This window comes from Kitasatospora sp. NPDC059462, from assembly GCF_042749955.1.
GTDB lineage: Bacteria > Actinomycetota > Actinomycetes > Streptomycetales > Streptomycetaceae > Kitasatospora.
Genome location: NZ_JBHYUU010000088.1, coordinates 6,276 through 32,865 on the forward strand (window position 1 = coordinate 6,276; position 26,590 = coordinate 32,865).

At 74.0% G+C, this 26,590-nt stretch carries 23 protein-coding genes; 12 read left to right on the top strand and 11 right to left on the bottom strand.

Annotated elements, in window-relative coordinates; translation table 11 throughout:
* Together ACFXAM_RS21810 and ACFXAM_RS21815 are read left to right on the top strand one after the other, a co-directional pair.
* Window positions 1-1,308: MFS transporter (locus ACFXAM_RS21810; protein WP_380293661.1), on the top strand; the 1,308-nt coding region annotated here is incomplete at its 5' end.
* Entirely contained in the window at window positions 1,305-2,324 is a 1,020-nt protein-coding gene (locus tag ACFXAM_RS21815; protein ID WP_380293663.1) for a hypothetical protein, read from the top strand. The genes ACFXAM_RS21810 and ACFXAM_RS21815, both read left to right, overlap by 4 nt.
* A gap of 48 nt (window positions 2,325-2,372) precedes the next feature.
* Here the strand turns inward: ACFXAM_RS21815 and ACFXAM_RS21820 are convergent, their stop codons facing one another.
* A complete protein-coding gene (locus ACFXAM_RS21820; RefSeq protein WP_380293665.1) occupies window positions 2,373-3,119 on the bottom strand; it encodes an SDR family oxidoreductase in 747 nt (248 codons plus the stop codon).
* Between the two features lie 133 nt (window positions 3,120-3,252).
* A complete protein-coding gene (locus ACFXAM_RS21825; protein ID WP_380293667.1) occupies window positions 3,253-4,149 on the bottom strand; it encodes an RNA polymerase sigma-70 factor in 897 nt (298 codons plus the stop codon).
* A 176-nt stretch (window positions 4,150-4,325) separates the two neighbouring features.
* On the opposite strand from ACFXAM_RS21825, the gene ACFXAM_RS21830 reads away from it, so the two are divergent.
* A complete protein-coding gene (locus ACFXAM_RS21830; protein ID WP_380293669.1) occupies window positions 4,326-4,784 on the top strand; it encodes a cupin domain-containing protein in 459 nt (152 codons plus the stop codon).
* A 53-nt stretch (window positions 4,785-4,837) separates the two neighbouring features.
* Here ACFXAM_RS21830 and ACFXAM_RS21835 read toward each other — a convergent pair whose 3' ends face one another.
* Both ACFXAM_RS21835 and ACFXAM_RS21840 read right to left on the bottom strand, forming a co-directional pair.
* Complete coding sequence (locus ACFXAM_RS21835; protein ID WP_380293671.1) at window positions 4,838-5,311, bottom strand: carboxymuconolactone decarboxylase family protein; 474 nt, start codon at window positions 5,309-5,311, stop codon at window positions 4,838-4,840.
* Between the two features lie 108 nt (window positions 5,312-5,419).
* Window positions 5,420-5,911: a DUF1269 domain-containing protein gene (locus tag ACFXAM_RS21840; protein WP_380293673.1), complete on the bottom strand. Its 492-nt coding sequence runs from the start codon at window positions 5,909-5,911 to the stop codon at window positions 5,420-5,422.
* A gap of 300 nt (window positions 5,912-6,211) precedes the next feature.
* On the opposite strand from ACFXAM_RS21840, the gene ACFXAM_RS21845 reads away from it, so the two are divergent.
* The gene (locus tag ACFXAM_RS21845; RefSeq protein ID WP_380293675.1) at window positions 6,212-8,959 is read left to right on the top strand and encodes a cation-translocating P-type ATPase; all 2,748 of its coding nucleotides are present in this window, start codon (window positions 6,212-6,214) and stop codon (window positions 8,957-8,959) included.
* Window positions 8,960-8,966: 7 nt separating this feature from the next.
* On the opposite strand, the gene ACFXAM_RS21850 is transcribed toward ACFXAM_RS21845, so the two are convergent.
* Window positions 8,967-9,959: a LacI family DNA-binding transcriptional regulator gene (locus ACFXAM_RS21850; protein ID WP_380293677.1), complete on the bottom strand. Its 993-nt coding sequence runs from the start codon at window positions 9,957-9,959 to the stop codon at window positions 8,967-8,969.
* A gap of 130 nt (window positions 9,960-10,089) precedes the next feature.
* Between ACFXAM_RS21850 and ACFXAM_RS21855 the strand changes: the two genes are divergently transcribed.
* The 5 genes from ACFXAM_RS21855 to ACFXAM_RS21875 all read left to right on the top strand — a co-directional run bounded on the left by ACFXAM_RS21855 (window position 10,090) and on the right by ACFXAM_RS21875 (window position 14,254).
* Window positions 10,090-11,010, top strand: a complete 921-nt coding sequence (locus ACFXAM_RS21855; RefSeq protein ID WP_380293679.1) for a ribokinase — start codon at window positions 10,090-10,092, stop codon at window positions 11,008-11,010.
* Between the two features lie 47 nt (window positions 11,011-11,057).
* Entirely contained in the window at window positions 11,058-12,404 is a 1,347-nt protein-coding gene (locus ACFXAM_RS21860) for an NtaA/DmoA family FMN-dependent monooxygenase (RefSeq protein WP_380293681.1), read from the top strand.
* 28 nt (window positions 12,405-12,432) lie between these two features.
* Window positions 12,433-12,963, top strand: a complete 531-nt coding sequence (locus ACFXAM_RS21865) for a flavin reductase family protein (RefSeq protein WP_380293683.1) — start codon at window positions 12,433-12,435, stop codon at window positions 12,961-12,963.
* Window positions 12,956-13,432, top strand: a complete 477-nt coding sequence (locus tag ACFXAM_RS21870) for a riboflavin kinase (RefSeq protein ID WP_380293685.1) — start codon at window positions 12,956-12,958, stop codon at window positions 13,430-13,432. The genes ACFXAM_RS21865 and ACFXAM_RS21870 overlap by 8 nt, the downstream gene beginning before the upstream one ends.
* A 117-nt stretch (window positions 13,433-13,549) precedes the next feature.
* Window positions 13,550-14,254 carry a nicotinamide riboside transporter PnuC gene (locus ACFXAM_RS21875; RefSeq protein WP_380293687.1) on the top strand — a complete coding sequence of 235 codons (705 nt, stop codon included), beginning with the start codon at window positions 13,550-13,552 and terminating at the stop codon, window positions 14,252-14,254.
* Window positions 14,255-14,329: 75 nt separating this feature from the next.
* Here ACFXAM_RS21875 and ACFXAM_RS21880 read toward each other — a convergent pair whose 3' ends face one another.
* From ACFXAM_RS21880 to ACFXAM_RS21890, 3 genes are read right to left on the bottom strand one after another with little or no spacing between them, the layout of a single operon-like run.
* Window positions 14,330-15,058 carry a pyridoxamine 5'-phosphate oxidase family protein gene (locus tag ACFXAM_RS21880; RefSeq protein ID WP_380293689.1) on the bottom strand — a complete coding sequence of 243 codons (729 nt, stop codon included), beginning with the start codon at window positions 15,056-15,058 and terminating at the stop codon, window positions 14,330-14,332.
* The gene (locus ACFXAM_RS21885) at window positions 15,055-16,467 is read right to left on the bottom strand and encodes a hypothetical protein (RefSeq protein WP_380293691.1); all 1,413 of its coding nucleotides are present in this window, start codon (window positions 16,465-16,467) and stop codon (window positions 15,055-15,057) included. Before ACFXAM_RS21885 ends, ACFXAM_RS21880 begins: the two co-directional genes overlap by 4 nt.
* A gap of 27 nt (window positions 16,468-16,494) precedes the next feature.
* Window positions 16,495-17,700 (bottom strand): phosphatidylserine decarboxylase, encoded by a 1,206-nt coding sequence (locus ACFXAM_RS21890; RefSeq protein WP_380293693.1) that lies wholly within the window; start codon window positions 17,698-17,700, stop codon window positions 16,495-16,497.
* Between the two features lie 282 nt (window positions 17,701-17,982).
* Here ACFXAM_RS21890 and ACFXAM_RS21895 point away from each other — a divergent pair, with 282 nt between their 5' ends.
* Window positions 17,983-19,509: an alpha/beta hydrolase gene (locus ACFXAM_RS21895; protein ID WP_380293695.1), complete on the top strand. Its 1,527-nt coding sequence runs from the start codon at window positions 17,983-17,985 to the stop codon at window positions 19,507-19,509.
* A 64-nt stretch (window positions 19,510-19,573) separates the two neighbouring features.
* Here ACFXAM_RS21895 and ACFXAM_RS21900 read toward each other — a convergent pair whose 3' ends face one another.
* On the bottom strand, window positions 19,574-21,814 hold the full coding sequence (locus ACFXAM_RS21900; RefSeq protein WP_380293697.1) for a glycoside hydrolase family 3 C-terminal domain-containing protein: 2,241 nt from the start codon (window positions 21,812-21,814) through the stop codon (window positions 19,574-19,576).
* 70 nt (window positions 21,815-21,884) lie between these two features.
* Window positions 21,885-23,135, bottom strand: coding sequence for an MFS transporter (locus tag ACFXAM_RS21905; protein ID WP_380293699.1), 1,251 nt, complete (start codon window positions 23,133-23,135; stop codon window positions 21,885-21,887).
* A 112-nt stretch (window positions 23,136-23,247) separates the two neighbouring features.
* Here ACFXAM_RS21905 and ACFXAM_RS21910 point away from each other — a divergent pair, with 112 nt between their 5' ends.
* Window positions 23,248-23,916 carry a TetR/AcrR family transcriptional regulator gene (locus tag ACFXAM_RS21910; protein WP_380293701.1) on the top strand — a complete coding sequence of 223 codons (669 nt, stop codon included), beginning with the start codon at window positions 23,248-23,250 and terminating at the stop codon, window positions 23,914-23,916.
* Here the strand turns inward: ACFXAM_RS21910 and ACFXAM_RS21915 are convergent.
* Window positions 23,909-24,499: a TetR/AcrR family transcriptional regulator gene (locus ACFXAM_RS21915; protein WP_380293703.1), complete on the bottom strand. Its 591-nt coding sequence runs from the start codon at window positions 24,497-24,499 to the stop codon at window positions 23,909-23,911. The two genes, ACFXAM_RS21910 and ACFXAM_RS21915, sit on opposite strands and share 8 nt — an antisense overlap.
* 280 nt (window positions 24,500-24,779) lie before the next feature.
* On the opposite strand from ACFXAM_RS21915, the gene ACFXAM_RS21920 reads away from it, so the two are divergent.
* Window positions 24,780-26,453 carry an FAD-binding dehydrogenase gene (locus ACFXAM_RS21920; protein WP_380293705.1) on the top strand — a complete coding sequence of 558 codons (1,674 nt, stop codon included), beginning with the start codon at window positions 24,780-24,782 and terminating at the stop codon, window positions 26,451-26,453.
* Window positions 26,454-26,590 lie beyond the last annotated feature (137 nt).

Here is a 26,590-nt window from a genome sequence, read left to right on the forward strand (position 1 = left end):
TCCCTTGGGTTTCCACTTTTTTGTTACTTTCCCCACCCGGGCGCCGGGGCGGGCGCCGCCGGCCGGCGGGGGGGGGGGCGGCGCGTCCCCGGCACGGTCGTCGCGCTCGGGGCGGTCAGCCTGGTGACCGACGTCTCCTCGGAGATGGTCACCGCCGTGCTGCCGCTCTACCTGGTGCTGGGCCTCGGCCTCTCACCCCTCCAGTTCGGTTTCCTCGACGGGCTGTTCAACGGCGCCACCGCACTGGTCCGGCTGCTCGGCGGCCGGCTCGCCGACCGGGGCGGCGGCCGTCACCGGACCGTCGCCGGGGCGGGCTACCTGCTGTCGGCGCTCTCCCGGCTCGGGCTGCTGCTGGCCGGCGGCGCGGCCGGCGGGATCGCCGCCGCGCTGGCCGCCGACCGCCTCGGCAAGGGCGTGCGGACCGCGCCCAGGGACGCGATGATCACGCTCAGCGCACCGCCGGAGGCGCTCGGCCGGGCGTTCGGCGTGCACCGGGCGATGGACACCACGGGCGCGCTGCTCGGGCCGCTGGTCGCCTTCGCGGTGCTGTGGGCGACGGCCGACGCGTACGACGCCGTCTTCGTGGTCAGCTTCGCCACCGGGCTGCTCGGCGTCCTGGTGCTGGTGCTCTTCGTCCCGGGCGGCGCGGTCCCGGCCGCCACGGTCCCGCGCTCCGCACCGGAACCGGCCCGCTCCGCCGCACCGGCCGCCGTCGCCGCGCCGAAGCCCGCCCGGCCGAGGCACCGGGTGCTGCGCGACCCCGTGTTCCGCCGGGTGACCGCGGCCGCCGCGCTGCTGGGGGCCGCGACCATCGGCGACTCCTTCCTCTACCTGCTCCTCCAGCGCGGCCTGGACCTCTCGCCCGCGCTCTTCCCGCTGCTGCCGCTCGGCGCGGCCGCCTGCTACCTGCTGCTCGCCGTCCCGGCCGGCCGGATCGCGGACCGGACCGGCCGCCGCACCCCGTTCCTCCTCGGCCATGGCGCGCTGCTCGCGGCCTACCTCACCCTGCTGGCCCCGCTCGGCCCGCTCACCGCAGTGCTGGTCCTCGTCCTGCTGGGCGTCTTCTACGCCGCCACCGACGGCGTGCTGATGGCGCTGGCCGGGCCGGTGCTCCCGGCGGACGGCCGGGCGGGCGGGCTCGCGGTGCTGCAGACCGGGCAGGCGCTGGCCCGGCTGGTCGGGGCGGCCGGGTTCGGCGTCGCCTGGACGTGGTGGGGCCCGCGTCCGGCCCTGGTGGCGGCCGCCCTCGCCCTGGCCGCGGCCCTCGCCGCCGCCTGGAAGATCCTCCCCGGAAGGAACGACACATGACCCCGCCCGCGGTCGTCAAGGCGCGCTCGACCGTGCTGGTCCTCGCCGTGCTCGTCCTGCTGGGCGGCTCGATCGGCTACGTCCTGCACGCCCGCGAGCGCGGCGGCGGGCACCGACTCGTCGCGGCGGAGGCCTCGTTCACCCTGAACGAGCCCGGCCTCTACTACCGCGACGGCGCCACCGGCCGGGTCGCCCGCACCCTAGGCGCACCGGACGGGCCGTCCTGCGAACGCTTCTATGCGGCGGGGGAGCGGGCCCTGTGCCTGCGGGCGCTGCCCGGCACCCCGGCCCGCACCCAGGCCGTGGTTTACGACCGGGCGTTCACCGAACTGCGGACGGTGACCGTGCCCGGCATCCCCAACCGGGCCCGGGTGTCGCCCTCCGGGCAGGTGCTCTCCTGGACCACCTTCGCGGTCGGCGACTCCTACGCGGCGAGCGGCTTCTCCACCCGCACGTCGATCCTGGACCTGCGCACCGGCTACCTGGTCAAGTCGATCGAGGAGATCCCGCTGACCCTCGGCGGCGCCCGCCACCACGCCGCCGACGTCAACTACTGGGGCGTCAACTTCGCCGCCGACGACAAGCACTTCTACGCCACCGTGGCGACCGGAGGCCGCACCCACCTGGTCGAGGGCGACCTCGACGCGTGGTCGGCCCGCACCCTGCGGGAGAACGTCGAGTGCCCCTCGCTCTCCCCGGACGGCACCCGGATCGCCTTCAAGAAGAAGGTCTCGGACGACCCGGCCGCCCCCTGGCGGCTCTACGTCCTCGACCTGGCGGACCTGCGCGAGCACCCGACGGCCGAGTCGCACAGCGTCGACGACCAGGCCGCCTGGCTGGACGACTCCACCCTCGGCTACGCCCTCCCGGCCCGGCAGGGCAAGGGCTCCGACCTCTGGTCCGTCCCGGCGGACGGCAGCGGCGAACCGCGGCTGCTGGTCCCCGGGGCCTCCTCACCGGTCACCGTGGCACCGGCGACGGCGACGGCGTCGGCCTCGGCGGCGGCACCCCGCTGACCCGGCGGGGCGGCCCGCCCGCACCGTGCGGGCCGCCCCGGGGCCGGCTCAGCCCTGCTGCGCCAGCCAGTCGGCGAAACGCGCCTCGGCGAGCCGAGCGCCCGGGCCGGGCAGCAGCGTGGTCTCGGCCAGTTCGGCGCCGAAGTAGCGGGCCCGCGGGTCCGTCACCACCGTGCGCGGGTCGTCCGTCGCCGCCAGCGCGGTGCGGGCCAGCTCGTCCAGCCCGAAGACCTCGGGGCCGGCCACCTCGACCACCCCGTTGACGGGGGCGCCGACGGCCGTGCGGCCCACGGCGGCGGCCACGTCGTCGGAGCGGACCGGCTGGATCCTGGCGGCGGACAGCCGCACGGTGTCCCCCTCGGTCGCCGCGGCCACGATGCCCTTCGCGAACTCGAAGAACTGGGTGGCGTGCACGATCGAGTAGGGCAGCCCGGAGCCCTTGATCAGCTCCTCCTGCGCCTGCTTGGCCCGGAAGTAGCCGCTGTCCTGGAGCCGGTCGGTGCCGACCACCGAGAGCGCCACGACGTGGGCCACCCCGGCGTCCGCCGCGGCCTTGAGCAGGTTGGCGGTCGAGGTGCGGAAGAACTCCAGCACGGGCCCGTCCTCGAACGAGGGCGAGTTCGACACGTCGACCACCACCGCGGCGCCCTCCAGGACCTCGGCCAGGCCCTCGCCCGTCAGGGTGTCGACACCGGTGCCCGGCGCGGCCGGCACCGCCTCGTGGCCGTGCTCCCTGAGCCCGGCGACCAGCTTCGAGCCGATGAGTCCGGTACCACCGATCACGACGACCTTCATGGGGGATCCTCCCTGAGACTGTTCCGCTGCGGACTGCCCCGCCTCACCAGTAGGACAGCGCACCCCCCGGATCCGTGACAGCGGCCGGGGTGAACCGGGCGGTGTCCGGGTGAACCGGGCGGTGTCGCCGGCCTCAGCCGTCCAGGGAGGCCACGAAGGGCGCCAGCTTGGCCGGGTTCATCACCCACATGATCCGCTCGATCCCCGCCTCGGAGACGTCCAGGCACAGCAGGGCCACGGCGGCGCCGCGGGAGGAGACGAGCGCGGCCGGCCGTCCGTTGGCCTCCACCCACCGCAGGTCCGTCCCCGGCCAGAAGCGCGGCGCGAAGGCCGCCAGGTACCGGGCCACCACGGGACGGCCGACGATCGGGATCCGGGAGGCGCCACGGATCCCCCCGCCGTCGGTGCGGCTGACGACGTCGGCCGCGAGCAGTTCCTCCAGCACCGCCAGGTCGCCGGTCCGCGCGGCGCCGACGAACACCTCCAGGAGCCGCCGGTGCTCGGCGCGGTCCACCCGCCCCCGGCGTGCGGCGGCCAGGTGCTTGCGCGCCCGGCTGACCAGCTGGCGCGCGTTGGCCTCGCCGGTCTCCACGATCTCCGCGATCCGTGCGTACGGGTAGTCGAAGGCCTCCCGGAGCACGTACGCCGCCCGCTCGACGGGGTTGAGCTTCTCCAGGAGCAGCAGGACGGCCAGCTCGACCGCCTCGGCGCGCTCGGCGCCCAGCTGCGGATCCGCCCGGGTGTCGACCGGCTCGGGGAGCCACGGCCCGATGTACGACTCCCGCCGCACCCGGGCGGAGCGGGCGACGTTGATGGCCAGCCGGGTGGTGACGGTCGCCAGGAACGCGGCCGGTTCGAGGACCTCGGCGTGATCGGTGCGCTGCCACCGCAGCCAGGTCTCCTGGACGATGTCCTCGGCCTCCACCGTGCTGCCGAGGATCCGGTAGACGATCCCGAACAGCTGGGGGCGGACCGCGAGGAACTCCCGGGTGGCCGGGTCGAGCGGATCGGTCCCCGGGTCGGTCTGCATGGCTGGGTCCCTCCAACGGGTGCGGCCGCGGGTGCGGCTGACGGGTGAGGCCGACGGGTGAGGCCGACGGGTGTGTCACAGAACCGCCCGGTCCCCGGTCAGTACCCTCGAAACGGTCGAACGGCCCGCGGCGCGGGACCCCCGCGAACGGGCCGGCCCACGGAAGGAACGAGCCCATGACGGACAAGGACGCGGCCCACCGGCACGGAACCGGCCACCACGACGGACCGGCGGGCTGGACGACCGCGGCGCGGATGCTGCAGGACGCCTCGCCGATCACCGTCCCCGACGGCGCCTCGGCGATGACCGTGCTCATCGCGTGGGAGCCCGGCGACCCGGGCACCCCGCCGCACCGCCACTCGGGACCGGCCTTCGGCTACGTCATCGAGGGCGCCGTCCGCTTCGAGCTGGAGGGCGAGCCCGAGCGGATCGTCGAGGCGGGCGGCACCTTCTGGGAGCCGGGCGGCGACGTCATCCACTACCAGGACGGCAACGCCCTGCCGGACGCGCGCACCCGGTTCGTGGTGACCATGATGTGCGCGCCGGGCCGGCCGATGCTGGAACTGGTCGAGGAGGCCGAGCTGAAGGAGCGCGCCCACCTGCGCGCACCCCGCTCGGACGCCCGACCGGCCTGACCGGCCCCGCCCGGGCTCCGGACACCGGCCGCGGCCGGTGTCCGGGGGCCGGCTCAGCCGAACTGGCCGGGCTGGTACGACCCGGCGGGCTGCCGGGTGATCACGTTGATCCGGTTGTAGGCGTTGATCACGGCGATCAGCGAGACCAGCGCCGCCAGCTGGTCCTCGTCGTAGTGCTTGGCGGCGTTCTCCCAGGCCTCGTCGGTGACGCCGCCGGCGGCGTCCGCGATCCGGGTGCCCTGCTCCGTCAGCTCCAGCGCGGCGCGCTCGGCGTCGGTGAACACGGTGGCCTCCCGCCAGACCGCCACCAGGTTGAGCCGCAGGGCGCTCTCGCCCGCGTGCGCGGCGTCCTTGGTGTGCATGTCGGTGCAGAAGCCGCAGCCGTTGATCTGGCTCGCGCGGATCTTCACCAGCTCCTGCGTCGCGTGCGGCAGCCCGGAGTCCGAGAGGACCTTGCCGGCCGAGTTGACGTGGCGCAGGACCTTGGCCCCGACGCCGTTGCCGAAGTAGTCCAGACGGGCGTCCATGGTGTGCTCCTCGTGTCGTGGGGATTCACCTCGTTGACCGGAAACGCCGCCGGAATGTGACAGCGCCGCGATGTGCCCTGCGTCACACGGCGGGCCGGAGGGGCCGGGTCATCCGCCCTCGGTGAACGCCTCGCGCAGCCGCGCCTCCTCCTCGGCCGACAGGTTCGTCTCGATGAGTTCGGCGTGCCGTCCTTCGAACGCGGACCTGACCTGGTCGAGCGCGGCGTCGGCGCTGAGGACGAACAGGGCGGAGGTCCCCGGAGTGACCTCCCGCCGGACCTGCCGGACGAAGCCGTCGTCGATGCCGACGTGGGCCAGATGGCCCCCCAGCGCCCCGCCGGCCGCGCCCACCGCCGCGCCGAGCACCGGGACGAAGAAGATCATCCCGAGGAGGAACCCCCAGAAGGCGCCACCCAGGGCGCCCATGCCCGCGAGGTCGCCCAGGTGACGGGTCCTGGGCTTGCGGGCGTCTCCCGGCCAGCTGACCACGGCCCCGTCCTGGAGCGTGATCAGGTCCTGGCGCTGCAGCTTCCTCAGCGTGTCGAGGGCTTCGTCCGCTCCGGCCGCGGTGGGGAAGCGCCATACCGTCAGGGTCGCCATCATGGCCTCCGGCCGAGGAGGAGCGTACGACAGGCCCATCGTCGGCCCGGATCCCGGGCGCCGCCACGCACGGCGGCCGGACGAACGACCGGGCACCACCGGAAGGACGCCACCGGATTGCCGCGGGCGCCGGAGGGCCGGAGCGTGGCAGCAGCACTCTCCCGCGTGGCGGGACCCACCGGGCCGTCGCGGGTGACGGGCACTCGACGGTGCGGACCGCGGGGGAACGGGCCGGCGCGCCCCTTGCGGGCGTCCCCGGCCGGGTCCTCGGCGGAAGGGTCCGGATCGTGAGGAGCGACGATGGCGGAGCAGCCCGGCCCTTCGGGGCGAGGGGAAGCGGAGGCGTGGTACGCCCGGACTCCGGAGGAGGTCGCGGCGCGGCTCGGGGTGGACCCGGCGATCGGGCTCAGCGCCGCCCGGGCGGCCGAGCTGCTCGCCGCGAACGGGCCGAACGCGCTCCCCGAGGAGACGGTGCGGCCCGGCTGGCTGCGCTTCCTCGACCAGTACCGCAGCTACATGCAGATCATCCTGGTGGCGTCGGCGGTGGTCTCGCTGGCGATCGAGGAGTGGACGACCGCGGTGCTGCTCCTCGTGCTGACGCTGTTCAACGCGGTGGTGGGCCTGCGCCAGGAGGGCAAGGCCGAGAGCGCGATGAACGCGCTGAAGTCGATGATGGAGGCGACGGCGCGGGTCCGGCGCGACGGGACCGAGACCGAGATCCCGGCGGAGCAACTGGTCGTCGGCGACGTCGTGCTCGTCTCGGCCGGGGACGAGGTCCCCGCGGACGGACGGATCGTCGAGGCCAGCGCCCTGCAGATCGACGAGTCGGCGCTGACCGGCGAGAGCGTCCCGGCGGTGAAGGACCCGGGGACGGTGACGGCCGACCGGCCGGGGCCCGGTGACCAGACCGACATGGCGTTCATGAACACCCCGGTCACGCACGGCAGCGGACTTCTCGTCGTCACCGCGACGGGCGCCGGCACCGAGCTGGGGAAGATCTCCGGGATGCTGTCGGCCACCGAGAGGGAGCAGTCGCCGCTGACCAGGGAGCTCAACACCCTGACGCTGTGGATCGCGGCGGCGGCCGGTCTGACCATGGCCGTCATGTTCGCCCTCGGCCGCAGCCGCGGCCAGGCGTGGGACACGCTGTTCGTCAGCGCGGTCTCGCTGGCCGTCGCCGCCATCCCGGAGGCGCTGCCGACGGTCAGCCAGGTGATCCTCTCGGTCGGGAGCCTCAATCTCGCCAAGCGGCACGCGATCGTGAAGGAGCTGCCGTCCGTCGAGACCCTCGGCTTCACCTCGGCCATCAACTCGGACAAGACCGGCACGCTGACGATGAACCAGATGACCGTGGTCGAGGTCCTCAGCCCCACCGACCGCTACACCGTCTCCGGCACCGGCTACCGCCTCGACGGGAGGGTGCACCACGCGGCGGGCTCCTCGGCGGGCATCGAGGACGCCGTCCTGCCCCATCTGATCGCCAACGACGCCAAGCTGGTGGACGGCCGGGTCGTGGGGGACCCGACCGAGGGCGCCCTGCTCGTCCTGGGCCACAAGGCCGGGCTGGACATCGAGGGCACCCGGGAGCGCCTCCCCAGGCTCGCCACGCTGCCGTTCGACCCGGGCTACAAGCTGATGGCCACCTTCAACGCGGCGAAGGACGCGGCCGGCCGGCCGGTGGTGCGGTGCTTCGTGAAGGGCGCCGCCCCGGCGGTGACGGCCCGGGCCGGCTCCGCGCTCGCGGGCGGCGCCGGCATCCCCTGGGACCAGGACCTCGCGGCGCGGGCCCGGGCGCAGACCGAGCGGATGGGGGGCGAGGGACTGCGGGTGATGGCCGGGGCCGTCCGGGACCTGGACCCGGCGGACTTCGACCCGGACGGCGATCTCCTGTCGCTCGTCACCGACCTGCGGGTGACCAGCCTGGTGGGCATGGTCGATCCTCCGCGCGAGGAGTCCCGGGCCGCGGTCGTCAGCGCGCAGGCCGCCCACATCCGGGTCCGCATGGTGACGGGGGACGACGTCACCACCGGCGCGGCCATCGCCCGGCAACTCGGCATCCAGGGCGAGGCCGTCCTCGGTGCCGACTTCGCCGCCCTGCCCGAGCCGGAGCGGCTGGCCCGGATCGACGCCATCGGCGTGGTCGGCCGGGTGGCGCCGGAGCACAAGGTCCTGCTCGCCGACACGCTCAAGCGCAAGGGCGACGTGGTCGCGATGACCGGTGACGGCGTGAACGACGCGCCCGCCATCAAGGCCGCCGACATCGGGATCGCGATGGGCAGCGGCACCGACGTCGCCAAGAACGCGGGCCGGATGGTCCTCGCCGACGACAACTTCGCCACCATCGTCCACGCCGTGGCGGAGGGCCGGAAGCTCTACGACAACCTCACCAAGTACATCCGGTTCGTGCTGGTGCTCCTGGTGACCTTCGTGCTGACCTTCCTCGGGGCCACGGTCTTCGACCTCGCGGCGGGGGAGCCGTTCACGCCGGCGCAGGTGCTGTGGATCCACTTCGTCGTCAACGCGCCGTTCGGCTTCGCCCTGGGCTTCGACCGGGAGAGCCCGGGCCTGATGCGGCGCACCCCGCGCCCGCGCGGGGAGACGGTGCTGACCGGGCCCGTCGTGGTCACCGTCGGGCTCGCCGGGCTGGCCGTCACGATCGCCCTGCTCGCGCTGATCAAGCTGGGCGAGGCGCACTACGACAGCCTGCGGGTCGGCAACTCGATCGCGTTCACCGCCTTCGCGCTCTGCCTGATCGTGGCGGCCTACGAGTGCCGCAGCGAGCGGGCGTCGGTGCTGGCCGTCAGCACCTTCGACAGCAAGCAGATGAACATCGCCGCGCTGGTGGAGTTCGTCCTGGCGGTGCTGGTCACCCAGATGGACGTGTTCCACCGCCTGCTCGGGACCACCGACCTCGACGCCCGGCAGTTCGGCTGGGCCCTGCTGGCCGCCGTCGCGCTGCTGCTGCTGTGGGAGCTGGGCAAGCTGACGGCCCGTCGGTCTCCGGCGGCCGGCGGAACCCCGGTCCGCCCGGCGGGGCGCGGGCGCTGACGGACGGTCAGGCGCCGGTGTCGGTCGAGGCGCGGACGACGAGCTGGGGCCGGAAGCGCTCGACGCGTTCGGCGCGTTCGCGGCTCGGTGCCTGAAGCAGGGTCAGTGCGCGTTCGGCCATGGCGGAGAGCGGGTGCCGGATCGAGGTGATGGGCGGGTCGAAGAGTTCGAGTATCTCGGTGTCGTCGAAGCCGGTGACGGCGACCTCCCCGGGCACCGCGACCGAGGAGCGGTGCAGGGTGCTCACCAGGCCGACGGCGAGGACGTCCGCGCCGCAGACCACGGCGTCGATCCGGTCGCGCTGCTCGACGATGCGCCGCCCCGCCGTCCGCCCGGCGTCGGTGGTGAAGTTGGGCAGCAGCACGGTGGTGGCGCCTTCGCCCTGGAGGTCGGTGAAGGCCGCGAGGCGCTCCGCGCCCGAGGACGAGGCCTGGTCCGCCGCGACCAGCGCGATCCGGTGACGGCCCGTCTCCTCCAGGTGCTCGACGAGCAGTCGGACGGCGGCCGCGTTGTCGAGGGTGACGGCGACCGTGCCCGATCCCTCGGCCCACCGGTCGAACAGCACCACGGGGCGGCGGGCGGCGGCGTGGCGGACGGCCGGCCCGGACTCCTCGGCCGAGACGGGGACGACGAACAGGCCGTCGACCCGGCCGCCGAGCAGGGTCTCGATCTGCTCGGCCTCGATCGCGGGGTCGTTCGCCGCGTCGGAGACCATGAGCGTGCCGCCGGCGGCCCGGACGTGCTGGGCGATGGCGTCGGCGAGCTGGACGAAGTACGGGTTGGCGAGCGTGGGGACGACCACGCCGACGGTGCCGGTGGTGCCGGTGCGCAGGGCCCGCGCGGAGTGGTTGGCCTGGTAGCCGAGCCGGTGGGCGGCTTCCTCGACCCGGCGGGCGAGCTCCGGGTCGACGTTGCGGGGCGTTCCGGCGAGGACCCGTGAGGCCGTCGCGCGGGAGACGCCGGCGGCCTCGGCCACGTCGAGGAGTCGGGGCGCTGTCACGTGGGGTGTCCTTCGGATGGGTGGGTGATGGGGGCCACGACATCGGGGCGGTCTTTTCACGAGGAGGCTACTTGACGGTTGGGGGGTGCTGGTACAGCATGTCGGAAATCGATCTCCCAAAGGAGCGTCAATGCCGTCCATCACCGTCGTCGGTTCGGTGAACCGCGACCTCGTGCTGAGCGTCGAGGGACTGCCGCACCCCGGCGAGACCGTGCTCGCGCGGCACTTCGCCGAGGGCGCCGGCGGCAAGGGCGCCAACCAGGCGGTCGCGGCCGCGCGGCTCGGCTCACGGGTGCGCCTGGTGGCCCGGGTCGGCGCGGACGCGGCCCCCCTGCTGGCCGCGCTCGCCGCCGAGGGCGTCGACGTCGGGGCGGTGCGGTCGGACGAGCGGCACCCGACCGGCCTCGCCGCGGTGGTCGTCGACGGCGCGGGCGAGAACACCATCGTGGTGAACCCGGGCGCCAACGCCGCCCTCACGGCCGAGGACCTCCCCGCACGGCTGGTCCGCGAGCCCGGCGAGGTCCTCCTCGTGCAGAACGAGATCGCCCCCGAGGTGGTCGACCTGGCGGTCCTGCGGGCCCGCGAGCAGGGCGGGACCGTCGTGTTCAACCCCGCGCCGGCCCGCCCGGTCGACCCGGGGGTGCTGGCGGCGGTCGACGTCCTGGTCCCCAACCTCGGCGAACTCGCCTCCCTGCTCGGAGCCGCCCGGCCCGCCGGCCCGCGCGAGGCGCGGGAACTGCTGGAGCGCGCCGTGCTCCCGTGCCGGGCGGTCGTGGTGACCCTCGGGGCCGACGGCGCCCTCCTCAGGGAGGCCCACGGCCCCGGCGTCACCCACGTCCCCGCGCCGCGCGTGGAGGCGGTCGACACCGTCGGCGCCGGTGACACCTTCTGCGGCGCCCTCGCGGACTCCCTCGGCCGCGGCACCGCGCTGGCGGCTGCCGTCGGGCGTGCCGTGCGCGCCGCATCGCACGCCGTCACCGGTCTCGGCGCGCAGTCCTCCATGCCCTACGCGTCCCAGCTCGACACCCCCACCCTTCCCTCCGCCTCCTGACACCTCCCCCCCCACGGGCCCCTCACCAGCACAACGGAGAACCACCCATGAAGAACCTCAAGATCGGCCTGTTCGAGAACGCCCAGACCAACGCGAGCGGCACCGCCACCTGGCGCCACCCCGACAGCCGGCGGCACCTCTTCGACACCCTCGGGTACTGGCGCGAGCTCGCCACGATCTGCGAGGACGCCAAGCTGGACTTCCTCTTCCTGGCCGACGCCTGGGGCTGGTCGGAGATCGACGGCACCCGCCCGCCGATCGCCACCGAGGAGACCCTCGACCTGCCGCGCCTCGACCCGGTGGTCGTGGCGTCCGCGCTGCTGTCGACGACCACCCACCTGGGGCTGGTCATGACCGGGTCCGTGCTGGTCGAGCCGCCCTACGCGTTCGCCCGCCGGATGGCCACCCTGGACCAGCTCTCCGGCGGCCGGATCGGCTGGAACATCGTGACGACGGGCACCGCCGACACCGCGGTCAAGGCGTTCGGCATGGAGATGGTGGCCCACGACGACCGCTACCGGATGGCCGAGGACTTCCTCGACCTCGTCTACAAGTACTGGGAGGGCGCCTGGGAGCCGGACGCGCTGGAGAAGGACAAGGACGGCCGCTTCGCCGACCCCGCCAAGGTGCACCTGGTCACCCACGAGGGCCCGTTCTTCCGCTCCCAGGGCTACGGCAACACCGCCCGCTCCCCGCAGGGCACGCCGGTCCTCTTCCAGGCCGGGGCCTCGCCTGCCGGGCGCCGCGTCGGCGGACGCCACGGCGAGTGCATGTTCGTGGGCAGCGGTTCCGTCGAGCAGCTCGCCGGGCACACCGCCTCCATCCGCGAGGAGGCGGTCAAGGCGGGCCGCCGGGCCGACGAGGTGAAGGTGATGTCGGCGTTCTCCTGCGTCGTCGGTGCCAGCACCTCCGACGCCGAGCGCCGCTACCGGCGGATCCTGGACGCCCAGCGGCCCGAGGTGACCGTCGCCAGCTACGCCATGTTCACCGGCCTCGACCTCTCCTCCTACGCGCCGGAAACCCCCATGACGGAGCTGTCCACCGAGATGTCGCAGACCCAGGTGGCCCGCTTCGCCGGCAAGACCGTCGGCGACGTGCTGGCCGACTGGCACACCCACGGCGTCGGCGCCCGGCCGGTGGTCGGCACCGCCGAGGAGATCGCCGACGAGATCTGCTCCCTGGCCGAGGGCGCCGACCTCGACGGGTTCCTGCTCTCCCCGGCGGTCCAGCCCGCCTCGACCGTCGAGTTCGTCGAGTCGGTGCTGCCGATCCTGCGCAAGCGCGGCGTCTTCCGCGGCGAGTACACGGAGGGCGAGAGCCTGCGCGAGCGGCTCACCGGGGCGGACGACCGCGCGCTGCCGGCCAGCCACCCGGCGGCACAGTACCGGCACTGAGAACAGCACCCGCGAGGAGAGGATGTCGATGACCATGGCCACCCTTGCCCATGACCAGGCCGCAACGTCCACCCCGGCCGAGCTGGACGCGGCCACCCTCCGGCAGGCGTTCGGGGCCTACCCGACCGGCGTGGTCGCGATCGGCGCGCTGCGCGGGGACGAGCCGGTCGGGTTCGCCGCGAGCTCCTTCGTGTCGATCTCCCTGCAGCCGCCGATGGTCGCCGTCAGCGTGGCCCGCACCTCCACCACGTGGCCGCGCCTGGCGGAGGCGGAGGTCCTGGGGCTGAGCGTGCTCAGCCACGGCCAGGGCGCGCTCTGCCGGCGCCTGGCCTCCCGCGAGGCCAACCGCTTCGACGGCGTCGCGTGGACGGCGACGCCCGAGGGCGCCGTCCTCGTCGAGGACGCCGCGCTGTGGCTGACGGCCAGGGTGGGCGCCACCTACGACGGCGGCGACCACGAGATCGTGCTCCTGGAACTGCTGAGCGTCGAACTCTTCGCCGGCGTGGAGCCGCTGGTCTTCCACACCAGCCAGTTCCGCGAGCTGCTGCCCCATGCCTGAGAACCCCCTGCCCGGGCCCCCGGCCGCCCGCCCGCACCTCACCGGCACGGTGGTGCACGGCGCCGGCCGGGGCCACGGGCTCGGGTTCCCCACCGCCAACATCGCGGCCGGCCCGGACTCCCCGGTCCCGCCGGCCGCGGTGTACAGCGGCTGGGTGGTCCGCCACCGCACCGGTACGGTCCACCCCGCCACGATCAGCGTCGGGTCGAACCCGACCTTCTGCGACACCGCCGACGTCCACGTCGAGGCGTACTGCCACGACCTCGCGCAGGACGTCTACGGCGAGCGGGTCACCGTCTGGTTCGCCGAACGGATCCGCGACACCGTGAAGTTCCCCTCTCCCTCGGCCCTGGTGCGGGCCGTGCGGGAGGACGTCCTGCGCTCCGAGGAGATCCTCGCCTCGGACCGCGGGCGGCGCGTCCGCGACGACGCGCTCGCCGCTCACCGCGGCACCCGCACCGCTCCCTGAGGCTCCCCGCGCACGGTCCTGCCCCCACCGCCGTGCTCCTCGCCTCCCCGACCGGCCCGAGTCCCGGGCCGCAGCTCACACCCAGGCTTGTTCCCCCAGCAAACAAAGGTGTAGGTCATGAGCGCTCTCGAATGGTTGAACGATCAGTTCAGCTTCTTCGGCATCCCCGTCTACTGGTCCGACTTCCTCGGCAACATCCTGGCGCTCGCGACCGTCTGGCTCGCGCTGCGGCGCTCGCTCGTCGCCTGGCCGGTGCAGATCCTCGGCTCGGTCCTGCTGCTCATCGCGAGCCTGAACGTCCACCTCGGCGGCAACGCCGCCCGCCAGGTCGTGATCATCGTCTCGGCGTCCTGGGGCTGGGCCACCTGGCGGCGCAGCAGGCAGCAGGAGGGCACGATCAACGTCCGCTGGGCCTCCTGGCGCGAGCGGGCGGTCCTCGGTGCGGTCATGGCCGTCGGCACCTTCGCGTTCGCCGCCCTGCTCAAGGCGAACGACGCCTCGTTCTACCCGGGCGCGCCCTGGTGGATGGTCCTCGCCGACGCCTGGATCTTCGTCGGCTCGATCCTGGCGATGTACACCCAGGCCCGCCGGTACGTGGAGTTCTGGTTCGTCTGGCTGGCCGTCGACCTGGTCGGCGTGCCGCTCGCGATCCACTCCGAGCTGTACTTCTCCGGCATCGTCTACGGCATCTTCTTCATCATGGTCCTGATCGGCATCCGCGACTGGGCCTCGCGCAGCAAGGGCCAGGAGATCGCCTCCCCGCTGGAACCGGCGGTCGTCCTGGAGGGCCGCAACGACCGGACTCCGGCCACCGGGTCGTAACCCGACACGGCGGTGCGGTGACGGCCACGTCCTGCGAGCGGCTCTCCCGGGCCCGCAGGACGTGGCGTCGGCGTGCTACGCGGTCCGGCCGTGCTCGACGAGCCTTCGAACGGCGTCGGGGACGGCGGTGCCCTGCTTGACGTGCTGGTCCGGCCGGGCCGGCCCGTAGACCTGGCGGATCGGGAGGATCCCGCCCCAGGCCTTGCCGCCGTCCCAGTCGAGGTCCTCCTGGCTCTCGTGCTCCGGCCCCTCGGGGGCGTGCGTCTTGGAGCGCACCGTGGCGTCCTGGGTGAGGCTGACGGAGAGGACCCCGGTGCTCGGGGTGTGCTTCCCGTCGGTGTCCAGTTCGCCGCCCTTGCCGTCCTTCAGCGGCCGCAGTTCGCTCCAGCGGCCGGGGAAGACCTGGTGGGTGACCGCCTCGATGGCCTTGGCCCGGTCCTTCGACCCGACCTTCCGGGCGATCCCGTCCACCACCACCGAGCGGTAGCCGAGCGAGGTGCTGATCGCCGCGCGCCCGACGACCAGGGCGTCGACCAGGGTGACGGTCAGGCAGACGGGAACCCCGCCGTCCCTCCACAGGTGCTTCAGCGAGGGCGGTGTGGTGTCCGGCCAGGCGGTGGAGCCGTGCAGGTAGAGGAGCTTCTCGTCCCCTTCCTCGTGGTAGGCGTAGACCATCGGGACGCACTTGGGCGTGGTCGCCGCGGTGTCGACGTGGGCGACGACGCAGACGAACCCTTCCTTGAGGACGGCCGTGGCCTTCGCGAGGTCGTCCGTCTCCTTCGTCCGCTTGAGGTGCCCGCTCACGTCGTCTCCTTGTCCGCGTCCTCCTTGGCCCTGCGCAGGATGTCCTCGACCACGCCCGCCGGGTCCTGGCCGTGGAAGGGGCGGTCGAAGAGCCAGTTGTAGAGCATCTCCCGGGAGATCTGCGGCTGGTAGTACGGCACCTCGTGCCCGGAGTCGGGAATGGCGACCTGGGTGACGTTCCTCAGCGTCCGCACGAAGCCCTTCGGGTGCCCCTGCGCCTGCTTCCAGATCAACCGCCTGGCGTTGCCCCAGCCGTCCTTCATGATCTCGGCGAGGATCTCCTCGGTGCTCTGGTAGCCGCAGGCGGTGTCGAAGTCCCCGGTGTAGAGCAGGACCTTGTAGTTCTCCTTCGCGTGGACGAGGTCGGCGTACAGCGGGGACGCGTCCGCCATGACGTCGGCCTTCAGCGCCTCGGCCACCGGACCGGCGTTGTCCGCGAACTGCCAGGCGTGCTCGGCGTGCACGGCCGTCCTGACGGGGTCGCTGTTGAGGTAGGCGGGCAGTGCGCCCACGGTCAGGCCGTCCCAGCGCCGCACGTCGTAGACGTCGAAGTCGCCCCCGAAGGCCAGCACGGCGTTGACCAGGCCGTTGCCGAGATCGGTGGCCTTCTTCATCCGGCCGCTCCTGAGGACCTCCTGGAACTCGGCGTAGCCGAAGTCCAGGGCGGCCTTCTGGCTGAGGCCGAGGAACCCGGAGGCGTAGGCGTAGTCGATCATGACGCGGATCGAGAGCTCCGGTTTGATCCAGCCGTTGCCCACGGCGATCCCGCTCAGGTTGAGGTGCTTGCCGGTGCGGCCGGCGTTCTCCTCGTGGATCCGCTTGGCGATGTACGGCACGTACTTGCCGGCGTAGCTCTCCCCGCAGACGTACAGGGGACAGGCCAGGTACTCCGGGTAGGTGTCGAAGAACCGCTGCAGCGCCAGCCAGAACATCCGGCCGAGGGTCTCCTCGTCCTCGACGTACGTGTCCTCGGCCTCGCAGTAGCTGTACCCGGCGCCGACGGGCTGGTCCCAGTAGAGGACGTGGGCCTCCTGGTTCCAGCTGTCGGGGCTGACCGAGATCGTTCCGGTGGCGTCGTCGGCGACGCGCAGCGGGCCGTTCTCCAGGAACAGCCCCGCGAGCGAGGAGGCGCCGGGCCCGCCGTTGAGCCAGATCAGCAGGGGGGTCTGCTCGATCAGGTCCTTCTGCCGGCCGGCGTCGAGGTTGGGGTCGCAGGTCTGGCTCTCGAAGAACCAGTAGAACAGGTGGCTCTTCGCCGTTCCCGGGCCGTCGACGTCCGCGTACCCGGCGTAGGACCGGGTGGTCTTCGGCAGGCCTTCCTCGTCCTTCTTGGCGGGGTCGGGGAAGAAGTGGATCGTCCGGGTGTCGGCGGCGTTGGCCGGGATCGAGTAGACGGGCTGACGGGGCATGGGTCGCCTTCCGTTTCGGGGTGGAGGTCAGGAGGCCGGCGTGATGCGCCCGGGCAGCGGGCGGACGTAGCGGTCGATGTAGCTGGCGGTGCGCTCGACCTCCTGGAGGACCCCGATCCGCTGGCCCAGGAGGAGCTGCAGTGCGGGGAACCGGCCCGCCTCGAACAGCAGGATGTTCAGTGAACCGCCGTACTGGAAGTAGCCGATCTCGTCGCCCTTCGTCACCTCGACCGGGGCCGAGTCCTTGGTGATCCTGCGGAACGGTTCGCGGAACGTCACGGAGCCGATCGAGTTGAGGCCGACGGGCACCAGGGCGACGTAGCCCTTGCCGTTCGGCTCCCCGAGGTGGTCGAAGTACGGCGTCTCGATGATGGCGTATCCGCGGCGGAAGTCCTCGAACAGGCTGTAGTCGTACCCGTAGCCGACGTTCCCCTTGTTGAGCAGGTCGGGGAAGTCCCGGATCCCGTAGTAGACGCCGCCGACGTCGTCGCGGGACTCCACCACCCGGCCGCCGACCGGGGCGTGGTAGCGGTGGTAGGTGTCGGGCATGAGGATGCACGACACGGCCGTGCCGCCGATGAACCGCTCGGCGTACTCGGAGCCGTCGAGCAGCCGGCCGACGCTCATGGTCACGGCCGCCTTGATCGGGAGCGGCGTGTCGGGTGCCAGATTGTCGACGATCATGTTGATGATGCAGTCGGTCGGGGCGACCACGACGCTGGGGTCCTCGGGGGCGTCGATCGTCCGGGCGCCTGGCTTCAGCTCCCTGATGAAGAACTTGTTGAGGGTCGACCAGTCGCCCTTCTCGAAATCGGCCATCCGCTTCGGGCCGAGTTCGTCGATCCACTTCTCGACCAGTTTCCCGGAATCCGGGGAATCCATCTGCAGGCCCTGCAGCTGGGTGAAGTCGGCCAGGACCTCACGCCCCGACTCGCTGGTCACGAACGCGAGTCCGGCGGCGTTCTCGTAGCTGATCCAGCTGAATCTGCGGATGTACTGCAGCCCGTCGGCAATGGGCTGCTTCCAGCCCCAGTCGTACCATTCGACGAAGAAGTCCGCCAGGGTCTTCCCGGTCGCCCCGCGCCAGTCCTTGTAGACGTCCGAGTCCGGGTACACCGTGGGCGGCGTCAGGCCCCTGATCGCCGCGTCGAACTTCTTCCTGAAATCGCTCCCCTCGTCATCGTAGAGCCTCTCGACCTTCTCCCTGAATTCCTTGATGTTCTGCGAGGCCATGTCCTGCTTCCTTCCGTGCGGTGGGACCCCCGGGTGCTGCTGCACCCCCACCAGTAGGTCCCGGCCGGCGGGGAACCGCGCCCGCAGCTAGTCCGTTCGTCTAAAAACCACCTCCGCCTGGCGGTACGCCGCGTGTCGCTGCCGACCGCGAGTGGTCCTGAAGTCGTAGCAGGGGAGGGGTACTTCGGCGGGGGAGCCCGCTACCGGCGGCGGATGCGGCGGGCCGTCGGGCCCCCCTACGGTCGCCCCGACGGCCCGCCGAGGCACCCGAGGGGAAACACCGTGATCCGCGCCGCGAAGTCGGCCGCCGCTGTGGCGGCACTGGCCCTGACCGTTCTGACCGCGCCGGCCGCGACCGCCGCCGACCCGCTCGCCGCGCTGCGCGGCCAACAGCCGCGCTGGCACGCCTGCGCGAGCGGCCCGCAGGACGCCGCCGGCGCCGAGCTCGACGCGGCCGGCGCCCGCTGCACCGAGGTCACCGTCCCCCTCGACTACCGGAACCCCGGCGGGCGGACGATCGGCGTCGCCCTCTCCCGGCTGCCCGCCACCGACCCCGCCCACCGCCTGGGCACCCTCTTCTACAACCCCGGCGGCCCCGGCGTCCCCGCCCGTGACCTGGCCCTCGCCCTGCGGCAGGCCGCCCCCGCCCTGGGCGCCCGCTACGACATCGTCGGCATGGACCCGCGCTTCGTCGGCGCCAGCACCCCGCTCGACTGCGGCTGGCCCACGGCCGGCCCCGGCTCGGCCGGACCCGACCGGCTGGGCTTCGACCGGGCCGCCGAGGTCGCCAAGGACCTCGCGACCCGCTGCGCCCCGTACCGCGACCTGCTGCCGCACGCCTCCACCCGCAACACCGCGCGGGACATGGACCTGGTGCGCGCCGTCCTCGGCGAGCCGAGGATCGCCTATCTCGGCTCGTCCTACGGCAGTTACCTCGGCGAGGTCTACCTCCAGCTGTTCCCCGGGCGCGTCGGGCGGGTGGTGCTCGACGCCGCCATGGACCCGGACCGCTTCGGTCCCGACCTGACCGCCACCCAGGGCCCCGCGATGGCGGCCGCGCTCACCGCCTGGGCCGGCTGGGCGGCCCGCCACGACGACCGCCACCACCTGGGCGGCACGACCGCCGAGGTGCTGGCCTCGGTCGAGCGGGTGCGGCTGGCCGCCGGACGCGCCCCGCTGGCGGTCGGCACCCACCGGGTGGACGAGCGCCTCCTGCCGCAGGTGCTGTGGACGGTGTCGGCCGGTGACGACGCCGCCGCCTACGAGGAGTTCGCCGCCCTGGTGGGGGTCCTGGCGGACGCGGCCGAGGGCCGGCCGGCGCAGCCGACCGCGCTGCTGGAGGCGGTGCTGACCGGCCTGGCCTCGCCCGACACCGGTGGCTACGCGGCCGTGCAGACCGCGATCATGTGCGCCGACCGCGCCGCCTCGCGCGATCCGCTCGACTACTACCGCGACATCCGGGCCCACCGCGCCGACGAGCCGCTGTTCGGCCCGCTCACCCGCAACCTCACCCCCTGCACCTTCTGGCCCGCGGACCCGGCCGAACCGCCCACCCGGGTGCGCAACGACGTCCCGGTCCTGCTGGTCGGCGCCGACGGCGACCCGGCCGCCACCTACCCCGGCCAGCTCTCGGCCCACCGGGCCCTGACCGGCTCGCGGCTGGTGACCCTGCGCGGCGCCTTCCGCCACACCGTCTACGCGGGCCTGTTCGCGCCGCGCGACACCTGTGTGGACGCCGCCGTCGACCGCTACCTCCTGGACGGCGTCCTCCCCGCCGCGGACGGCGACTGCCCGGCCGCCCGCCCGTAGCCCACGCCCGCCCCGCCCCGCCCGGCCGGGCTCGGTCGCCGACCGGCCGGGGCGGGGGCGGCCGCTACCGCTTCTGGCGTTCCGTCACCTCCGTGACCAGGTCGGTGATGTGCTCGCGGGTGACGCCGAGGCCGAAGCCGGTGAACTTCAGCAGGGGCACCTGGTGGGCGGCGGCCAGGAGCCGGGCGTCGCTCTCGGCGAGGGTGGTGGCGAAGGGGAGTCCGGCCAGCCGCTCGGTGAGGACGGCGGCGCCGATCGGGTGGGCGAGCCACTCGCCCAGGCTGGACCCCGGGGTCAGCGGGTCGAGGACGCCGTCGCCGGGCGTGCGCAGCCAGGTGCGCAGGCGGATGTCGCGGGAGGAGGCGCCGACCTCGACGACGAAGTCGCCGGGGTCGATGCGCCAGCCGCCGCGGGTCGTCGACCAGCGGGCGAGGTCGCGGCCGGTGAGCCGGAACCCGGCCCGGCCCGAAGCGCCCGGCTCCAGGCGGAGCTTGGCGAAGCCGCGCAGTTCGTGGCGGGGGCGGGTGGGCAGCGGTTCGTCGACGGCGAGGTAGAGCTGGACCACCTCGGCGCCGGTCCGGGTGCCGGTGTTGGTGACGGTGACGCGGGCCGTCCAGGCGTTCTCGCCGGTCCGCTCCACCTCCAGGTCGTCGTAGCGGAAGGTGGTGTAGCTCAGCCCGTGGCCGAAGGGGTAGGCGACGGGGGCGTCGACGGTGTCGTAGTGGCGGTAGCCGACGTAGCGGCCCTCGCCGTGGACGGTGTGTCCGTCCTGGCCGGGGAAGTGCGGGTAGGCGGGCGTGTCCTGGAGGCGGAGCGGGACGGACTCGGTGAGCTTGCCGGACGGGCTCTCCGCGCCGAACAGCAGGTCGGCGACGGCGCTGCCGCCGGCCTGGCCGCCGAGCCAGGCCTCCAGGATCGCCGTCGCGTCGTCCTGCCACTCGGCGACGGACACCACCGACCCGTTGGCGAGGACGACGGCGACCCGGGGGCAGACGGCGGCCACGTGGCGCAGCAGCTCCAGCTGGTCGGCGGGGAGGCCGAGGTGGACGCGGTCCAGGCCCTCGGTCTCCGCGGTGTCCGGCAGGCCGAGGAACAGCAGGACGGTGTCGGCCTCGGCGGCGAGCGCGACCGCCTCGGCGGCCAGGGCGGCGTCGGGGGAGCCGTCCAGGGTGAAGCCGGGGGCGAAGGAGAGCATGAGGTCCGCTCCGGCCTGGGCGCGGAGCGCGTCCCAGGCGGTGTCGAGCCGGGTCGGGGTGACCCGGGAGCTGCCGTGGCCCTGGTGGCGGGGGGTGCGGGCGAACTCGCCGACGACCGCGACGCGCTGCCGGGCCCGGGGGTCGAGCGGCAGCAGCCCGTCGTCGTTCTTGAGCAGCACGGCGCCGGCCCGGGCGGCCTCGCGGGCCAGCTCGTGGTGGGCGTCGGAGTCCCAGGCGGGGAGGCGATCGGCCCGGTCCACCCGGTCGCGCAGCCGCAGGACGCGCTCGGCGGCGGTGGCGACGGCGGCGGCGTCCAGCCGGCCCTCCTCGACGGCGGTGACGATCTCCTGGTCGGTGCCGGTCGGCGGCATCTCCAGGTCGAGGCCGGCGGCCAGGGCGGCGACCCGGTCGTCGACGGCGCCCCAGTCGGACATCACCAGGCCGTCGAAGCCCCACTCCTCGCGCAGGATGCCGGTCAGCAGCCCGCGGTGCCGGCTCGCGTGGACGCCGTTGACGCGGTTGTAGGAGCACATCACCGTGTACGGCGCCGCCTCGCGGACGATGTGCTCGAAGGCGGGCAGGTACAGCTCGCGCAGCGTCCGTTCGTCGATGTCCGCGCTGACCCGCATCCGGTCCGTCTCCTGGTTGTTGACGGCGAAGTGCTTGACGCAGGCGCCGATCCCCAGGGACTGGATGCCGGTGACGACGGCGGCCCCCATCCGTCCGCTGACGTGCGGGTCCTCCGAGAAGTACTCGAAGTTGCGGCCGCACAGCGGGCTGCGCTTGATGTTGACGCCGGGGCCGAGGACGACGTCCACGCCGAAGGCGGACGCCTCCCGGGCGAGGGCCGCGCCGACGCGGTGCGCGAGGTCGGTGTCCCAGCTGGAGCCGAGGGTGACGGCGGGCGGGTAGCAGGTCGCGGGCAGGCTGGAGCCGAGGAAGGAGATGCCGGGGCCGTCCTCGGCGGGGCGGCGGATGCCGTGCGGACCGTCGGAGAGGGTGAGCGCGCGGACCGCGTCGCGCACCGGGGTGGTGGTCCACGAGGTCGCGCCGGAGGTGAGCGAGGCCTGCTCGGCGAGGCTCAGCCCGGAAACCCGGTCGGTGGTCATGTGGTTCTGCTCTCTCTGCACGGGGGCGGGCATGGGTACGGGGGTGGGGGTGGCGGGACGGGGCGCCGGGTCAGCGGACGCGGCGCACCGGCAGCACGGACAGGCCGCCGCCGACGGTGACGGCCATGGCGAGGACGAACAGGGCGGAGTACCCGAAGGCGGGGACGACCGCGCCGGCGATGATCGGCGCCAGCACCTGCGGCGCGGTGTTGGCGATGTTGAGGAACCCGAGGTCCTTGGCGCGGCTGTGCTGGTCGGGCAGGACCTCGGCGACGATCGCCTGGTCGACGGCGATCAGGCAGCCGAAGCCGAGCGAGGCCAGCACGGTGAAGAAGAGGAAGGACCACAGGGCCGGCGCCACGGTGAGCGGGACGATCCCGGCGGCGGCGATCACCGCGGCCGCCAGGACGAACGGCTTGCGGCGGCCCAGCCGGTCCGACAGCGGCCCGGAGACCGCCACGGACCCGCCGGCGACCACCGCGATGATCAGCCCGCCGAGGGTGACGACGGTGCCGGCGTCCTCGGTGGACAGACCCAAGTGGTCGGTGAGGATGAACAGTTGGTAGACCAGGACGAGGTGGATGCCGAGCAGCGCGAGCAGCCTGCTGACCAGCGCCCAGAAGAAGTCGGCGTCCCGGGGCGGCAGCAGCGAGCGCAGCAGGCCGCCGTCCGGTGCGACGGCGGGGGCGTCGTCCAGGGTCGGCCGGTCGGGTGCGAACCGGACGAAGGCCAGCGCGCCGAGCACGGCGAGCCAGGGGAGCCAGCGCAGCCCCTGCCCGGGGTGGGTGACCAGCAGGCCGCCCGCCACCGAGCCCAGCCCCTGGCCGAGCAGCTGGCCCAGGCCCACCCAGGAGGAGGCCCGGCCGAGCCGCTCGGCGGGGACCCGGTCCGGCAGCACCGCGAACAGCGCGGCGAGCATGGCGTTGAGGCCGGTCTGGAAGCAGACGGTGAGCACGAGCAGAGCGGCGAAGCTCCCGGTGTCGGACATCGCGGCGACGGACAGCGCGTAGCAGACGGCGCCGGCCAGGATCCACGGGTTGCGCCGGCCGTACCGGGAGCGGGTGCGGTCGGAGAGGAAGCCGAAGGCGACCACGGCCACGGTGGAGGTGAAGGCACCGACGGCCGCGACGGTGCTGTAGTGCGTGAGCTTGGTGTCCGGGTCGATGCGTTCGAACACCGCCTGGAGCAGGGTCCAGCCCGCGGTGACCGGCAGCATCCAGCCGAGGTAGGCGGCGCCCAGCAGCGGTCCGAGGCGCCGCGCGGACTCGGGGGGGCCGGCGGGCGGGGCCGACGAGCCGGGGTGGGTGGGGGTGGTGCGCACGGACGGCTCCTTTGCCGTACAGGTGGGGGGAGTGGCGTCACCCTAGCCATGAAAACCTTGGAGCTCAAGGTTTTCGTCGTCCGGGTCCGTCGCGGCCTCGTAGAATCCGCTCATGACCAAGCCCCGGGGCCCCTACGCCAAGACCTCCTCGAAGCGGCAGCAGATCATCGAGGCCGCGCTCGCCGCCTACGCCGAGGCGGGCAGCCGCAAGGTGTCGGTGCGGGACATCGCCCAGCGGGTCGGGATGACCGACGCCGGGGTGCTGCACCACTTCGGCGGGCGGGAGGCCCTGTTCACCGCCGTCCTCGCCGCCCGTGACGCCGCCTCCGAGGAGCGGTTCGGGGCGTTCGAGGAGCGCGGCGCGGACGACTTCCTGCGCATCCTGGCCGACAATGCGGCCACTCCCGGCCTGGTCAAGCTCTTCGTGGACCTCGCCGCGGCCGCCGCCGAGCCGGACCACCCGGCCCACGACTACTTCGGCCGGCGCTACGAAGGCCTCCGCCGGCGCCTCGCCGACAGGCTCGTCGAGCAGGCCGCCACCCGGCCGGACACCACCCGGCCGGACACCACCCGGCCGGACACCGCCGGGCCGGACACCGCCCGGCCGGACGCGGAGCGCGCGGACGAGGCCGCCTGGGCGGCCCGGATCCTGATCGCCGCGACCGACGGACTGCAGCTCCAGTGGCTGCTCGACCCCCGCATCGACATGGCCGACGACATCGGCCGCCTCGCCCGCGTGCTGCTGGACGCCCCGGCGGAGCGGCAGCGCCCGGTCAGCTGACCGGCCCGGCCAGCAGCGCCCGCCAGCCCCGCCGGACCAGCCCGGGCACGTCCACCGACGGGTCGTTCAGCCCCTGCAACTGCGCGCCCTCGACGAGCGCCAGGAACGCGGCGGCGGTGAAGTCCGGGTCCAGGCCCGGATCCACCGAGCCGTCCGCCTGCCGCGCCACCAGGTGGCCGCGCACCGCCGTGCGGAACCGCTCGAACCGCTCCCGGAAGTACGGGTGCGCCGGATGCCCTGGATCGAGCGAGGACGCCGCGAGGTGGACGTACAGTCGCACCCACGCCGGGTTCGCGGCGTTGGCCTCCATGACCCGCGCCATGAACGCGCCGGGATCGTCGGCGCCGGCCGACGCGTCCCAGCGCAGCGCCGCCGACTCGTCGGTGCCGCGCAGCAGTTCGGTGAGCAGTTCGTCCTTGGAGGTGAAGTGGTGCATCAGCCCGGTCAGGCTCATGCCGCTCTCCCGGGCGATGGCGCGCAGCGACGTGCCGCGCTCGCCCTCGCGGGCGAACACCTCGAAGGCCGCCGCCAGGGCGCGTTCACGCTGCGCCCGTCCCTTGGGCGTCGAGCTGCGGTTGGCCACGGGGGGAGTTTATGCGACCGGCGCGGGTCCCCCGGGCGAGCCCCGGGCGGGGGCACGCCTGCTGCGGGCACGCCGGCTGCGAGCACGCCGGCCGCAAGCACGTCTGCCGCGGGCACCCTTGTCGCGAAAAACCGAACACTGTACTGTTTCGGTCACCTCCCGACCCGAAGCGACACCGGGGCGCCGACGCGCACCCGGCCGGCCGCCGACTCCGCGGACCACGCGCCCACCGCCCCGCCCCGACGCGGGCCCGTGACGGCCCTTCCCCGAGGAAAACCCCATGGACACTGACGTCATCATCGTCGGAGCCGGCCTGGCCGGACTCACCGCCGCCCACGAACTCACCTCCCGGGGACGCCGGGTGATCCTGGTCGACCAGGAGAACGCCGCCAACCTCGGCGGCCAGGCCTGGTGGTCCTTCGGCGGCCTGTTCCTCGTCGACTCGCCCGAACAGCGCCGGATGCGCGTCAAGGACTCCCTCGACCTCGCCTGGAGCGACTGGCAGGGCAGCGCGCAGTTCGACCGCCACGCGGACGAGGACAGCTGGGCGGTGCGCTGGGCCCGGGCGTACGTCGAGTTCGCCGCGGGGGAGAAGCGCTCCTGGCTGGCCGGGCACGGGCTGCGCTTCCTGCCCACGGTCGGCTGGGCCGAGCGCGGCGACCTGCGCGCCGACGGGCACGGCAACTCCGTCCCCCGCTTCCACGTCGCCTGGGGCACCGGTACCGGGGTGGTCGCGCCCTTCGCCCGCTCCGCCCGGCGGGCCGCCGCCGGCGGGCTGCTGACCTTCCGCCACCGCCACCGGGTCGACGAACTCGTCGTCACCGACGGCGTGGTGACCGGCGTGCGGGGCCGAGTGCTGGCCGCCGACGACTCGGCGCGCGGCGTCGCCTCCAGCCGCGAGGAGACCGGCGACTTCGAACTCTCCGCCCAGGCCGTCGTGGTGGCCTCCGGCGGCATCGGCGCCAACCACGACCTCGTCCGCGCCCACTGGCCCGCCCGGCTCGGCACCCCGCCCCGGCGCCTGGTCACCGGCGTCCCGGCCCACGTCGACGGGCGGATGCTCGGCATCAGCGCCGAGGCCGGGGCGCGCCTGGTCAACGGCGACCGGATGTGGCACTACACCGAGGGCCTGCACAACTGGGACCCGGTCTGGCCCGGCCACGGGATCCGGATCCTGCCCGGCCCCTCCTCGATGTGGTTCGACGCCCTCGGCCGCCGGCTGCCCGAGCCCTGCCTGCCCGGCTACGACACCCTCGGCACCCTGCGCCACCTGCGGACCGATCCCGCGCTGGCCGGGCACGACCACTCCTGGTTCGTGCTCACCCAGAAGATCATCGAGAAGGAGTTCGCCCTCTCCGGCTCCGAGCAGAACCCCGACATCACCGCCGGCGACCGCAAGGCCTTCGTGCGCGAGCGCCTGCTCGGCAGGGGCGCGCCCGCCCCGGTCGAGGCGTTCAAGCGGCACGGCCGGGACTTCGTCGTCGCCGCGACGCTGGAGGAACTGGTCGAGAAGATGAACGCGCTGACCGGCACCCCGCTGCTGGACGCCGCGGCGATGCGCCGCCGGATCGAGGCCCGGGACCGTCAGCTCGCCAACCCCTACACCAAGGACGCCCAGGTGCAGGGCATCCGCAACTCCCGTCGTTACCTGGGCGACCGCCTGGGCCGCACCGCCGCCCCGCACCGGCTGCTCGACCCGGCCGCGGGGCCGCTGATCGGCGTCCAGCTGCACGTGCTCACCCGCAAGACGCTCGGCGGCATCCAGACCGACCTCTCCTCGCGCGCCCTCGCGGCCGACGGCACACCGGTGCCCGGGCTCTACGCGGTCGGCGAGGCCGCCGGGTTCGGCGGCGGCGGACTGCACGGCTACAACGCCCTGGAGGGCACCTTCCTCGGCGGCTGCCTGTTCTCCGGCCGCGCGGCCGGCCGCGCCGCGGCGGAGGCCACCGCCTGACCGGGGCCGACGGTCCCGACCACCCCGTCCGGACCCTCGCCCCGCCCCCGCCCCCGCCCCCCCCCCCCCCCCCCCGGCCCCCCCCCCCCCCCCCCGGCCCGCGCCCCCGCGGCCGGGGGGCGGGGGGGGGGCCGGGG